This window comes from Tolypothrix sp. PCC 7712 (assembly GCF_025860405.1).
GTDB lineage: Bacteria > Cyanobacteriota > Cyanobacteriia > Cyanobacteriales > Nostocaceae > Aulosira > Aulosira diplosiphon.
This window is the reverse complement of sequence record NZ_CP063785.1, coordinates 7,195,431-7,211,133: the sequence shown is the minus strand read 5'-3', so window position 1 is coordinate 7,211,133 and position 15,703 is coordinate 7,195,431. Positions and strand designations below refer to the sequence as shown.

The window sequence follows — 15,703 nt, the reverse complement described above, 5'->3', positions numbered from 1 at the left end:
AGCCATGAACACATTCGAGATTAACATCCAGCGCAAATCAGCAAACCACTGGCCGATTGTCGTAGAACATAGTCGCCCTGGAGAACTGCTCTCATCGCGTTCGGAAGGAATTCTCGAACTAACATCTACTGATTTTCAGCAGTTAACGAGTTTATTAGGACAGCCTAAAGACTACGGTACATTTCTCGGGAAAGCAATATTTAAAGAAGAAATCAGAGACGCTTTTGTCAGCGCTTTGCGGGACTCAGACGCAACAGTTAGGGTATTGTTATTTATTGAAGCTGAAGATAAAGAAATCCGAACTCTGCGTTGGGAAAGACTCTGCGCCAACATCGATGATGGATGGCATTTATTAAGCTTAGAACAGCGCACACCATATTCACTTTATATCCCGGCGATTACAGACCGTCGATTTCCCCCCATTGGCAGGAGAGATTTACGCGCCTTAATATTAGTAGCTAGTCCACAGGAAATAGAACGGTATAAATTAGACTCATTTGATGTGGAAGCTGCAGTCTCAGGTGTGCGGCAAGCATTGGGGAAAATACCATGTGATGTCTTAGCTACAGTCGATGGGGCAATTGGCAAACCGACTATTGATGAGTTGTGTAAACACTTAAGTGATAGAACAAAGCAGTATACTATGCTGCATTTTGTTAGTCATAGTCGCGTGATTCAAGATAGCGGCGAAACAGTTCTTTACTGGGCAACAGCGGAGAATAAAGTAGACCCAGTCACAGGAACACGCTTAATTGAGAGATTGCGATCGCTCTCCGCAACTAAAGGACTACCACATTTTAGCTTTCTTTCGACTTGCGAAAGTGCTAGTCCAGAAGCAGAAGCGGCATTGGGGGGTTTAGGGCAAAGATTAGTCCGGGATTTGGGAATGCCGGCGGTGATTGCGATGACGGAAAAAGTCACTGTCAAAACAGCTTTGGCATTGGGGGCAAAATTTTACGAGCAGTTGGGTAAATCCGGGGAAGTAGATTTAGCGCTGCAAGAAGCAGCAGCATCTTTAGCCGAGCGGCAAGATATTACTGTACCCGCTCTGTTTAGCCGCTTGGGTGGGCGACCTTTATTTAACGACCAACTTGACCGCAAATTAACCAACAGCGAAATTAAATATGGTTTAGAGCAGTTGCAAGTATTGTTTCAAGAGCGATCGCCTATACTGCTACCAAAGCTAGAAGTCCGAGTTGAAAAGTTGACAAATCTGCTGAATATAGATTTAGCAGCTTTGAGCAAAGAAGCCCGACAAGAGCGAGAACAGGCTCTAGAATATGTAAACAATCTCTCTGTTGCTGTGCTTGACATCAGTTTTAATGCTGTCGCCTTGGGTCAAGAACCACCAATTTACGATGCTCGTTGTCCTTTTTTGGGCTTATATCCCTTCCGCGTTGAAAATCAAAAATTTTTCTTTGGTAGAGAAAAATTAGTTACACAACTACAACAAAAGCTAGAAAAAGAGAATTTTTTAGCTGTGTTTGGGGCTTCTGGTAGCGGTAAATCATCCTTGATACTAGCAGGGCTAATTCCTGTACTGAAAGAAAAACAGCCGGATTTGCAAATGGCATATATGACACCCAACAGTAATCCCATTGAGCAAATGCAAGCCAGTTTCTTGGAGGTACAAAATCAAGCTGTAATTTTAGTGATCGACCAATTTGAAGAACTGTTCACCCTCTGTACTGACAATCAGCGCCGACAGGAATTTATTGACAAATTGCTGTTTATTATCCAGCAGCAAAAAGTTGTAATTACCATGCGGGCAGACTTTTGGGGTGAATGTGCGTCCTATCCCCAACTCAAGCAGTTAATGCAATCGCGCCAGGAATTGATCGGCCCAATGGATACCTCTGAACTGCGGAAGGCGATGGAAATGCAAGCGTCTCAAGTGGGGTTACGCTTTGAAGCTGACTTGAGTAATCAGATTTTGGATGACGTGCAAGGTGAACCAGGCGCAATGCCATTATTGCAACATGCACTGCTAGAGTTGTGGAAACGGCGACATGGCAGATGGTTAAGAACAATGGAGTATGAAGCCATTGGTGGTGTAAAAATGGCGATCGCTCAAACTGCTGATGCTGTTTACGATCAATGTGAACCACCACAAAAAGAACAAATTAAGAATATCTTTATTCGCTTAACTCGCTTAGATGATTCAGCCCCAACCGGAGAGAAACGCCGCGATACCCGCCGCCGAGTTTGGTTAGAAGAATTAATTCCTTCTGTGAACGATGAGGTACTGATTCAACAGCTCATTAAGAAGCTAGCAGGTGAAGGCGCTCGTCTCGTAGTTACTAGTTTAGACTCAGCTACACAACGAGAAGAGGTAGAAGTTGCCCATGAAGCCTTAATTCGTTACTGGCCGAGGTTGCTAAATTGGTTAGATGAAAACCGTTCTCTACTGCTACTGCGAGAAAAGATTCGTCAAGAAGCTTTGGAATGGGAAAACAATCAAAAAGAAGAAAGTTATTTAGTGCATCGCGGGGAACGCTTAAAAAACGCCCAGGAATTACTTAAATCCAATTTTTTAAACGTTTTAGAAGCTACTTATGTCCAAAGTTGCATAGTATTGCGCGATCGCCAACAGCAAGAACAAGCAGCCCGTCATCGTCGCGAAATTCAAATTAAATGGACAATCTTCACCGGAGCAGTTGTGATCTTGTTGACTACTAGTTTAGGAATAATAGCTGTGAAGAAAGGCTATGAAGCTGAATTAAGTAAATCCGATTCTCTGCGTCAAAGTTCCTTGTCATTGTCTAAATCTGCTAAAGATTTAGAAGCCCTCACCAATGTCATTAAATCTGCAAAAATTATCCAAGACACCAAAATTTGGTCAAACATTAGCAGCTTAATTATTAAAAATCAAGACCAAATTAATTCTCAGGCTCAGGTAATCGCAGTGTTACAGCGAGCTATAGATGGAGTAAAAGCACGCAATTACTTAACTGGACATAGTTCTACGCCTACAACAGTGGTCTTTAGCCCTAATGGTAAAATGATTGCCACAGTTAGTAAAGATAAAACTCTCAAACTTTGGGATTTGCAAGGTCAAGAATTAACAAAATCTCGGCTCAAATATTATGTAGGGGTGACTCAGGTAGCCTTCAGTCCTGATAGCCAAACTCTAGCCACAGTTATTCACAACAAAACCGTCCAACTTTGGGATTTACAAGCCAATCATCAGTTAGGAACTCTGCTCAAACATGATACCGCCGTTACAAGTTTAGAGTTCAGTCCCGATGGTAATACTCTTGCTACAGCAAGTTTAGATCGTAGCGTCATTCTCTGGCATTTACAGGGCTATGAACTACCAACAAGCTTCCTTAAAGAGGATAATGCAATTACAAGTTTAGTCTTTAGTGCCGATGGTAAGACTATTACCACAGCGACAAAGAATAACACCGTCAAAATTTGGGATTTACAGGGTAAGGAACTGGCAAAAACCTCCTTGGCAGATAACCCCAAAGAAACTAGTTTAGTATTCAGTCCCGATGGCAAAACTATTGCTATGGTGACAAAAGATAACACTATCAAGCTTTGGGATTTACAGGACAAAGAACTGGCAAAAACCTTAGTTGCTAATCAATTGACTACTCAAGAGTCGCAGATTCAAGATAATATTTTTACAATTAGAAATATCAACCCGAATCAACAGCCAAAACCACTCTTTAAGCATAAGTCAGGAATTACAACTCTCGCTTTTAGTGCCGATGGTCAAACTATCGCTACAGGTAGTGAAGATAATACCGTCATCCTTTGGGATTTAAATGGCAATCAACTGCAAACTTTTAAAGGACATGAGGGTGATATCACCAGCCTAGCCTTTAGTCCTGACGGTAATATCCTCGTTTCTGCTAGTAAAGATAATAATATTATTCTCTGGAATTTAGGGGGCAGAATCCTACAAACCTGGACAGGACATCAAGCTGGAGTTACCAGCCTAGCCTTTAGCCCTGACGGTAAAAACATTGCCTCTGCTAGTAAAGATAACACTGTCAAACTTTGGGATTTAGGAGGCAAATTACTCCGAACTTTTAACGAACATAAGTATGCTGTCACCAGTGTAGCTTTTAGCGCTGATGGTAATACCATTGCCTCTGCTAGTGAAGATAATACTGTCAAACTTTGGGATTTAACAGCTAATTCCCCATCCAACGTAACTATCCCCGGAGCACAAGCAGGATTTACCAGTGTAGTTTTTTCTCCCCATAATCTTCCACAAACAACTAACTGTCAATTCCTCGCGGCTGCAACTAAAGACAATCTCATTCAACTTTGGGATTTAAGGGAGAATAAGCCGCATATTTGGGATTTAGGACAGAAGCAACCGCAAATATTGAGAGGGCATAAATATGCAGTTACTAGTTTAGCTTTTAGTCCAGATTGTCAAACTTTAGCATCTGCAAGTGTTGACAAGAGTATCATGTTATGGAGTTTAAACGGTAAGCAACTGCAAACATTCAAAGGACATGAGGCTGCTATTACCAGCATCGCCTTTAGCCCCGACAGTAAACAATTGGCTTCTGGTAGTGACGATAAAACTATTATTCTCTGGGATTTAAAGGGCAATCAACTGCATAAATTTCAAGGACATGAGGCGGGTATTACCAGTGTTGCTTTCAGTCCCGATAGTGACAATATAGCTTCTGCAAGTCTAGATCGTAATATCATCATTTGGGATTTAAATGGTAAGAAATTGCAAACTTTGAGAGGACATCAGGCTGCTGTTACTAGTGTTGCTTTTAGCAGCGATGGTAAAACTCTAGCATCAGCAAGTGAAGACAATACTATTAAACTTTGGAATTTAAAAGGTAAGCATCTTCTCCAAGGACATCGGGATACTGTCTATGCAGTTAAGTTTAGCCCCGATGGTAAAACTCTAGCATCAGCAGGGGAAGACAATACGATTAAACTTTGGAACTTAAAAGGTAAGGAACTGGCTACACTCAAAAACAGTGAGGCAGAAATTATAGATATAGTATTCAGCTATGATGGGAAAAATCTAGCTGCTGTGAGTGAAGACAATACCATTAAACTTTGGGATTTAAAAAGTAACGAACTATCTATTTTTAAAAGACATCCAGCAGAAATTACAACTATATTCTTCATCAAGAATAATAAAATGCTGGTTTCTGGTAGTAAAGACAAGACCATCAAACTGTGGAATTTGCAGGGTAAGGAACTAGCTACCTTCAAAGGACATCAAGCAGAAATCACCACTATAGTCTTGAGTCCTAATGGTAAAATGCTGGTTTCTGGCAGTAAAGACAAGACCATCAAACTGTGGAATTTGCAGGGTAAAGAACTAGCTACCTTCAAAGGACATCAAGCAGAAATTAAAGATATAGTTTTTAGCCACGATAGCCAAAATCTGGTTTCTATGGGTGCAGATGGGGCAATAATTTTATGGGATTTAAAGGGAAAGCAACTGCATACCTTCAAAGGAAATGAGAATCAGTTAGCAAAAATAGTTCTGAGTCCAAATAGTAAAATTATTGCCTTTGTGAGCGCAGATCAGACAATTACACTCTGGGATTTTCAGGGTAATCTTAAACGAACTCTGATAGGACATGAGGCTGGGATAAAAAGTATGGCTTTTAGCCCCGATGGCTACACCCTGGCTTCTGGTAGCGCTGACAATAACGTAATTTTGTGGGATATCAATGATTTAGATATGGATGCGCTTCTAGATGATTTGATAGCCACAGCTTGCAATTCGGTTAGAGATTATCTGCACTATAACCAACAGGTAGAAAAGAGCGATCGCAATATGTGTGATGATCTGGGCACATCAAAATAGGCGTTGCATATTTGCGTGCTCAATGCTCCCCCTGCTCAGAAACACCTTCCCCTCTACCGCTTTGGTAATGTCTCGCAACACTTTTGTGCTGTCGGAGCTACCGGGGCGGGGTGATGTTTAACTTCACAGAGGAATGTGCTGCTCCATCCAACTGTGATCAAAAATCAATTGATAAATTCTATTATGGACTTTGAGAGCACCTTGTTGTTTCACCACCAGCCCTGACAAGAGCAACTCCCTTGCTTGCGGAGTATCAACGGCAGGAATTTCTGCTTGTTGCAAAATTTGTCTGTAAATCTCTAACAACCGAGCGGGTTGTAGTTCGCTGTTGAGAATGCGATCGCGAATCGTTCTTAAATGCTCTGGCTCGTCCTGGGATTCCCAATTTTCTATTAATTGAGTTTGTACCAAATTCTCAATCCATTCGGCTTCACCTTTTGTAGGAATGGAAAACGAAGAATTACGAATGAGGCGACAAAGCTTTTGCGTGAGAAAAGGCTGACCATTTGTCCAAGCTAATATTTCTTTCAGCACTACTTGAGGATTACTAACTTTTTCTATCAATCCTTGCAGTAAAGGTTGAGCTTCATGTTCTTTAAATCCCTCTAATTGAATTGCTTGACCAATGTTAAAAGGCGTTCTCTTGTAGTCACTAATTAAATCTGAAGGTGTAGCTACCCCAAATAAAGCAAAGGTTAAACGCCGATACTTGGGATTAATACTGCGCTGATTGTAGCAGAAGCGGATCAGTGCAAAAAAGTCATTAACGGGGAAATTTAAACCCAAGATGCTATCAATTTCATCTACAAATATAAAAATCTTTTCACTTTCAACTTGCTCTAGCAAGATATTTTCTATAAACTGACTCAAGCACTGAATAGGCGATAAATCTTTTTGCTCATTCCACCAAGCTTTGAGATTCACCAATCCTTGTAGTTCAAAACTCTGCCATAACTCCACCGCTAATCCCTTGTACCATTGATTAGGAGTGATATTTTCACTACCAAGGCGAGTCATATCAATCGCTGCACAGCGAAACCCCTCTTGCTGAAAATGGTGCATCATGCGTACCATCAAGCTTGATTTGCCCATCTGCCGTGCATTAAGAATATAACAAAACTCTCCGCGTTTCAATGCCTTGTAGAGCTGGCGATCGGCAGAACGCACTACATAAGTCAGAGCATCCATCGGCAAACTACCCCCAACTTGATAATCGTAGTTTGAGGATTGTGCGGCACTTTGCAAAAGAGCGTTTTCAAATACAAGTTTGGCTTGGGTAGCTTTGAGAATTTCTAGTGTTTGTAACAGTTCTTGAGTGCGCTCATCAACTTTTTGTTCTAAAGAAGAGTTGGACTCGGCTAATGCTTTTGTCGCCTGTTCCAAGGCAACATTCTTGATAGCAAGCTCTTGAGTAAACTGAATCCGCTCCGCTTCCGCTCGTTTGCGTTGGCTGATGTCGGTAAAGGCAGCTATGGCATAGACAATTTGACTTTTTTCATCAAAAATTGGGGTAGCAGATACCTCTAGAGGGACAATTTTATCTGTTTGGTGAATCTCCATATTATCGATGGTGATACAATCGCCACTCAATGCTCGGAAAACAGGTTGCTGTTCTGTAGGATATAACTGCTCAGTCCCGCTGACGTAGACTTGATATATCTCATTTAATTCAGCAGTTGTAGCTTCGATGAGGATACCTTTGCCAAGTATCTGTTGTGCGGTTTGATTGGCATAGTAGGGTTTGCCATCAGCATCAACAACGAATATACCCACAGGGACAGCTTCCAAAAATTGAGCTAGTCTTCTTTCACTTTCACGCAATGCCTCTTCTGCCTGTTGGCGTTTGTCAATTTCTTGCTTTAAGTTAAGATTTAAAGCAGTCATTTCTGCATAAAGTTGCGCGTTTTTCAGCGAGATTGCTGCTTGAGAGGAGAGTATTTTTAATACTTCTAATCGTTCGGAGGTAAAAGCATTGGTAGTGAGATTATTTTTCAAATACAGCAGACCGATTAGCTGACCTTGATGGATAATCGGGATGCACAATATAGATTTGGGTTGATGTCTTGTAATATAAGGATCGTTAATAAACCTCCCTTCATGGGTGGCATCATTTAAAACTACATATTCTTTTGTTCTTTTGACATAATTAATTAGAGATAAGGGGAGACAATCACCAATATTTACTGGCGACAAGCGACAGACAATAAATTCATCTTTATCTATATATCCCCTGGCTTCTACTACCAGTTGACCATTTCTTTCTAACATCAAACAACTGGCTTGAGCACCAGCATTCTCCATCACAATTTTCATGAGCTTATTGAGGAGTTTGTCGGTAACAATTTCACTAGCCAGTGTTTGTGAAGCTTTGATTGTAGTTGCCAAGTCTAAAGCGCCAGTATTGCTCGTTTCTGACGCAAATGTCTGCAAAACGAATTGTGGATATCTTGACTCTAAATCTCTTACCTTGGCAGTTGCTCCCCAACGCATATAGCAATAGTGAGCTTTCGCCATGTAGCTTTGAGCAATCTCTTTTCTGCCTAAAGACAAATAGAATTCTGCTGCTAATTCGTAAGCCAAGGCTTCTTCTTGAATATAGCCTTGTTGTCTAGCTCCTTGAATGGCGCGATCGTAATACTCCATCGCTACCAGAATTTGCCCCAAGACACGGGCTTTTTCTGCCTCCACCAACTCGTACTTGTGCTGATAATTCATGGGGCAATGTTGCGCCCAATATTGCATTTTTTCTTGATTTTCTAAGACTTGGCTTAAGTACTGGTGTTGCTCGTTCTTGCTACCTAAATCTACCTGTACCCCTGTAGGAAAATGGTGAGCTAACAGTGCCAGAGAATAGTAAAAATTATGTTGTACAAAAATAATTTCACTTTGAACATATCCAGAGTATCTGGCTCCTATTTGGGCCGATTCTAGAGATTTTTCATAATTTTTAAATAAATAACAAACCATACATTTAGCAAAGTAGATGCTGAACAAAGAGATTAAGTTATTATGTTGTTGCAAATATGCTATTGTTTCTTCCTCGTTCAGATACTCACCAGTTAAAACTAATTTATCTGGGGAACACTCTCTTAAATTATCTACTAACTGCCCATCAATTCTTGTCAAGTAAAGCTGATGTTCTTGCCTAAATTTTTCGATAAACTTAATATATTGTTTCTGCTTATCTTGCACGTATTCTAAGTTATTGCCGTTGAAGAATAAATGACCGCAGTAAAAATGAGCAGCATGGCAAGCAAATTCTATATCGCCAACTTCTAACGCATCTTGAATTGACCGCAGCAACGGTTCTATCGTTTCTTTGGTATGCTGCTTCCAATGAGTAATATTAATAGAAATTGGTAGTAATGATTTAGCTTGAAACTCTCTAGCATTCAACTGCTCTAATAATAGCTGAGATAATTGACCGAGTTGATACGCAAAATCTATATTTGGGACTAGCCAAATCCTGATATTGCCATAAACAACATAGGCATAAATGGATGGCGGCGAATTTCCATATTGCCTGGATAGTTCGACCATTGTATATATGATAGGTAGCGCTAATCCGCTTTCTCCAAAACAAGCGGGTGCGTGTATGAGCATTAAAATTTCCATCGCTGCCAGCTGATCGGGAGCGGTCATGTTTGATAATTGAGCTATCTCCTCAATATCTAGTTCTTGTGGTAGCGATCGCACTAAAGCTACTCCCAGCATTTCCAGAACTTGCAAGCCTATCTCTATTGCTAGTTCAATCTGATTTTGAGCCAGCGCCAGCTTAATTTTAATTTTGTATATTTTGACTTTCTCTATTACTGTTTTGATATGTTGAAAGGCAATATTACATAATCCTGTCGCCTGTTCTAAATTAGAGTTAAGATATTGCGCTTCTGAGGTTTCTAAATAGAGGTTATAAGTTAAATTATATTGATATTCCCAGCTATCTGTTCCTAAAAGATTTAAACCTATGTTTAAGTAATTAACCGCGGCTTCGTATGCTATAGCTGCCTTCGCTTTTCGTCCAGCAATAAAATTTAAGTTAGCTAATTCATCTTTTTGCCCTTGATTAGTGAGTAGCTCGACACCAAAATTTAACTGATTGACAAGAGCAAATATATTATCATTTTGCTCTTGGCAAGACATATTATTTAGTAATAATTTACCAATTTGATAATGAGTTGCTTGGTTTTCGCCTGCGAGAATCAGAGAATAAGCAGCTTGTTGCACTCGGTCATGCAAAAACTTGTAGTCAACTCGCACATCATGTAATGGCAATTCTATTGCTTCTACCTCAGAGAAAGCCAGAGGAATTTTATATGTATTGGATTGAGGTAAAATTAAACCTGCTTGCAGAGCTGGCCAAAGTTTTCTAGCTGTAGATAATTCCGATTCTTCCGTGACAATTGCCAGGACTTTTAAATTAAAATAGTTGCCAATGCAAGCCGCAATTGTTAAAACTTTCTGAGTTTCTGATGGTAGTTGGCGAATATTTCTAGCGATCAGTTCAACAATATTGCAATCAAGGATACCAATAGCTTGGATTTGCTCTATGTCCCAATACCATGAATCACAATCTACTCGATAAATTAGTAATTTTTCTTTATATAATGTTTGGATAAACTGGGTGATAAAAAAGGGATTGCCTTGGGTTTTATTAAAAACTAACTCTGATAACTGCTGCACCTGCTGCGTTTGGACATTTTCCCCCAAGGTATCTTCGATTAATTGAGTTACATGGATATCAGATAAAGGTGCAATAGTTAGGTTAGCGATCGCAGTCCCATCTGTCCTAATTTTTTCGATTGTCTGAACTAGTGGGTGAGTCATATCCACCTCATTATCTCGATATGCTCCAATCACAAACAAATATTGACTGTTATCATCAACAGTCAACAGTTGAATTAATTTTAGAGATGCTGCATCTGCCCACTGTAAATCATCAAGAAAAATTACAAGGGGATGTTCTGCTTTGCAGAAGGCATTAATAAACTGCTGAAATACTCGATTAAACCTATTTTGCGACTCAGTTAACCCCAGTTGTGCTACCTCTGGTTGCTTTCCGATAATGATTTCTACTTCTGGAATCACATCAATAATAATCTGTCCGTTGGACGCTAAAGCATCTAAAAGCTGCTGTTTCCAAGCAGCAATTTGTGCTTCGCTTTCTGTTAGCACCTGACGAATTAATTCGCGAAAAGCCTGAATTAAAGCGTCATACGGAATATTGCGCTTAAACTGGTCAAATTTACCAGCAATAAAATACCCCCTTGCTTCTACAATCGGTTTATTCACCTCATTGACAATGGAAGTTTTGCCAATGCCTGAGTAACCAGAAACCATTACAATCTCAGTTGCACCCAGAGCAACTCTGGCAAAAGTATCTAAGAGCAGCTGTACTTCTTGTTCGCGTCCGTAAAGTTGTTGTGGGATGAAAAGTTGACTACCGCGATCGCGTCTCCCGAGTGGAAAGGTTTCAATTTTTCCTGTCGTTTGGAATTGAAGTAGGCAGTTTTCTAAATCAAACTTTAGTCCCGCAGCATTTTGGTATCTGTCGTCAGCATTTTTAGCTAAAAGTTTCATTACAATCTGTGAAACTGCTGCGGGAATTTTTCTGATTTCTGAAGGTGGTACTGGTTGCTTTGCTATATGGCAATAAACCAACTCCATTGGATCAGAGCTAGGAAAAGGCACAACTCCAGTCAGCATTTCATAAAAGGTAATGCCTAAACTGTAAAAGTCAGTACGGTAGTCAAGGGAACGATTCATTCTCCCGGTTTGTTCCGGTGAAATATAAGTTAGTGTGTCTTCTATTAAGTTAGGGCTATTAACTATTTGTTGCTCTTTTGGTAAGTTAATAGCACTATTAAAACCAGTAAGCTTTATCTGATTTGTTTCCAAATTGATAATAATATTATCAGGCTTTATATCTTTATGAATAATGGCACAGCTATGCAGTTTAACTAAGGTTTGAGCCAGAGAAATTGCAATCGTAAGAAACTCAGTCAGCGACAGTTGATTGGTTGTGAGTAACTGAGATAGAAGTTGACCGCCAATATCTTCTAAAATCAGTGCTAAGTTATTTTGGTATTTTTCTAGTTTATCAGCTTTCAAAACTCCTGGGCAATTTAAATTATGAGTAATTTTATACTCTTGTTTCCAACCAGTAATTTCTTCAATGTTAGGGTATTCTGTTTTAATAATTTTAATTAGGACTGGCTGTTGCGATCGCTCGTCTATGCCTCGATAAATAGTTGTTTTTAATTTTTCGTAAATAGTTTCTCTTACGTCGTATCCTGGTAGCACGAACATAATAACTTTCCTCAGCAGCAATAGGATGCGTTATCAACGCATCCTACTGTATTCTCAAACTATTGATCAATCTATTAAGTAGGGCGGTGCCTTTAAAGATAACTAGTCAGGGCTGTCATTTGTCCTTTGTCCTTTGTCCTTTGTCATTGGTAAGGATTTCAAGCCAATTTACGTTTCGTAACATAATTTGATTTGTTTACACTGACTTACTTACTCAAATAGATTTTGAATTTCCTGCTTAAGCTCTGTCTTGAGATCTTGACCACCCCTTGGTACAGGAGCGTCGTCAAGAGAGGATAAGCTATCCACAAATTTCAGCAACTCTTTTAATATCGAGCGTGGATAATCTTCCTCGACCGAAACCCTATACTTATCCTGTGCAGGGCCGAGATTCTGCAACCATGTTGTGTGCAATGATAGCCCAAAGTTGAGTTTAGGATGATACAGCTTACATAAGGGTTGTTTGTCATTAAGTTTTTCAGCATCAAAAATCCAAATTTCATCGCGATCTGGAGTAAAAACGGTACACATGATATAACCGTTAGTTGAACTTTCTTCACCGACAGTGCGAGGAATAAACTGGGGCGAAAGTGCTATATGACCTGGAGGAAATTTGTAGGAATCCTCTATCCGCATTGATTCATTTGATGCAGTGTTTAATCGGAATAAACAGGAAGGTTTGCCTTCTTTAGCAAGTTGCAGCACTTCATCCAGAGGCACTTCTCTATAAGGATAGTCCTCATATTGCTCGCGCATAGATTCAGTTGTCAGTTCTTCCCAAAGTCCAAAAGACACCCAGTAAATATTATCTAGTTTTTTGGGAGTCATACCTGACGATGGTAGTCTATCAAGATAAGTGAATAAACCCGTTCCCCAAGTACAATCGCGATCGCTAATAACATGATCGGGATTGACTTTGTTTTCTTCAACTTTCAAGTTATTAACATCTATGACATAACGTCCCATACGGCTGATATCCATCGGACTCTGTTGGGTGCCACTCAAACGAGGCGAAACAGGTTGAGATGTATCATAAGGAGAGCGATCGTTTTTACGCAACCATTCAGCAACATCCCAAGCGCAGATATGGGCAGCATGAAGTGTAATTTTGTTACCAGGATTTTCATAGTCCAGCAAAAAGTGAGATGCTTCGAGCGGGATCACTATCTTTTGTGCCACAACCTTTTCTTTGCCCTCTTGCAAATCGTCGCGGCGAATAATATATATGGTGGAGTCCGGTGACGGCTCAATCCGGAGTAATTTTCTTTCGTCTATTAGGGGAATATCTGGAATATTAGTCAAAATTTGCTCAATTCCAGTCGTAAAGGCTGTATCCATCAGCACGATATAATCTTCAGTTAACCCAATCTGATGCATACTCTGCCTAATTGTGACTGGCGAACCATTGGGGTGAATCAGCTGCCATTTTTTCAATTCACCTGTACCATCCCAACGCATCAGATAGACAAAATCATTATTCCAGAACTTGCCATTTAATACTTGCTCCAGTAATTCACAAATTACTGATAGCCGTTGATGTTTTTCTTGCTCTTGTTGTTTTGCTTTTTCTGCATTTAACTTACGAATAATATCGTTTAAATATTGACTTAGGGTTCTGGCGTAATTGACTGTAAACATCTCGTGTTTGTAGGTATCAAACACAGGATGGGCAGTGCTTAAAATTGGCTTAAAGGGATAATCAGGAAAGTCAATTGCTCCTTCCCATTCATTTAGTTTCCCAATTGGAGTTACTAACTCCAGAGTTTGTGTATCAACTTCGTAGGGACGACCTGCGTCATAAGTAACTAGCAAACGCTCGTGGGATTCCCCAGGAAATTTCATTGGCAAGAAGCCTGTATTTAACTCATTGCGCGAACCAAGTAACCAAGAAAATCTGATCAATCCGTGGTTGCGGAATCGTAATAAGGGTATGTGTTGAGTTTTCTCGTCAACTTTATAGTCTGGTGTTTTAGCGAGCCGTTGCTTCCATCTCACCTCACGAGGTTGATTGAAGTCAAATCGATAAATCATACCGTCGCCATTCAAAAAAGTATTTCCGTCGTTGTAGGGAAGACCTTTTGACTTGACTGTGCCGACTGGTGCAACCAGAAAAACATGACCCTGTAGATCTTTAGGTAGTTTTCCTTCAGCAATCTGCATTGTCTGATCGGGGAGTTCATACCGATTCGCATCCATAATCGATTGCGGGACTTTGGGAGATGCCTGAACCATATATTTATCCTTGAATATGGAAAAATTATCAACTTTGATTGCCTCTCAACGAGCAATTAGAACAATACTTGACATTCGAGGCAAAATAGGAGCTAAGTTATGCTATTCCGCCAAAATTCCTTAGCAAAGCATTTTGGCAGATATCTAAATTTTAAAATTAATTTCAGCACGTGTTAACACATAAAACTCATATAAATCTCATATCTTCTCAAGATATTTAATGAGATTTGCTAGAGCCATCCTATTCAAGATATGAAAAATTGTAGGATGCATTATAAAAACGTATCCTACTGAAGATTTAGTTAAGGATAAATGTAGGTTGGGTTGTAGCTTGCTTCCCGTAGGGTACGAAGTGAAACCTAACAAAGCACCGAAAATGTTGGGTTTCGTCCCTCAACCCAACCTACGCCTTATTCAAGATATGAAAAATTGTAGGATGTGTTTTTATAATGCACCCTACTGAAGATTTAGATGAGAATTTGTATGAGATTTCTATAAAACAATAGCTAGAATAGTAGTTATAGTAGTACAAACTATCATCTACTTATGTGTAAATATCATTATTTAGGATAAAAGCAAGAAGTATTTTAGATGAGATTGTAAATATTAAAAATGCGATTATGAATCAAGATAGTAACCAATTTACCGAAAAAGATAAACTTTTGCAGGAAAGTCCAAAAATCTCCCCCGAACTCTTGAGAAATCATCAAAGCAAAGGCAATTTTTTAGAGATGCTAGAAGTTCTGGGAGCATTTCAATCAGCTCTACCAATCGGAGACCCCAAGCAATATCAGGTTGAAAATATATTGGGTTTCATCGGTAAGTATCAGTTTGGCGAACCTATATTAATTGAGTTGGGATACTACAAAACCAATATTTATTATGGGCATGGATCTGACAAGAATTACTGGCAAGATAAGTGGATGGGAAAGCATGATATTGATAGTAAAGAGAAATTTCTGCAATCCCCAGAGGTTCAAGAAATCGCCATTCGTGAAGCTTTTACTCTCAACTGGAAACTGATTGACAAGACACTGAAAAAACAAGGAAAATCGCTTGAAAGCTACCTCGGTCAGGAAAAGACTTTTGATTATGGAGGGGAGTCAAAAACAATTACTATTACTCTTTCTGGTATTCTCGCAGCTGCACACTTGCGCGGCCCCTATGGAATGGCAAACCTGCTACTCAAAAATCCATCATGCCACGATGAATTTAACATTTCTATTCTCCGCTTTTTAGATGAATACAGTGGTTATGATCTAACTATAGAGGATTTCGCTATTAGTTAAGTGCGATCGCCTATATTAAATATTCTTCCTCACTCAAAATATTAAATTTTACTTTTAAGAGCGATCGCAC

General features: G+C 39.7%; 4 protein-coding genes. 2 read left to right on the top strand and 2 right to left on the bottom strand.

From position 1 onward, the window contains the following. Positions 1–4: 4 nt before the first annotated feature. Positions 5–5,806 (top strand): eIF2A-related protein, encoded by a 5,802-nt coding sequence (locus HGR01_RS29510; RefSeq protein ID WP_045874926.1) that lies wholly within the window; start codon positions 5–7, stop codon positions 5,804–5,806. 123 nt (positions 5,807–5,929) lie between these two features. On the opposite strand, the gene HGR01_RS29505 is transcribed toward HGR01_RS29510, so the two are convergent. Together HGR01_RS29505 and HGR01_RS29500 are read right to left on the bottom strand one after the other, a co-directional pair. After that, positions 5,930–12,112, bottom strand: a complete 6,183-nt coding sequence (locus HGR01_RS29505) for an AAA family ATPase (protein WP_045874925.1) — start codon at positions 12,110–12,112, stop codon at positions 5,930–5,932. A 210-nt stretch (positions 12,113–12,322) separates the two neighbouring features. Next, on the bottom strand, positions 12,323–14,344 hold the full coding sequence (locus HGR01_RS29500; protein ID WP_045874924.1) for a carotenoid oxygenase family protein: 2,022 nt from the start codon (positions 14,342–14,344) through the stop codon (positions 12,323–12,325). 620 nt (positions 14,345–14,964) lie between these two features. Between HGR01_RS29500 and HGR01_RS29495 the strand changes: the two genes are divergently transcribed. Continuing rightward, positions 14,965–15,633: a hypothetical protein gene (locus tag HGR01_RS29495; RefSeq protein ID WP_045874923.1), complete on the top strand. Its 669-nt coding sequence runs from the start codon at positions 14,965–14,967 to the stop codon at positions 15,631–15,633. Positions 15,634–15,703 lie beyond the last annotated feature (70 nt).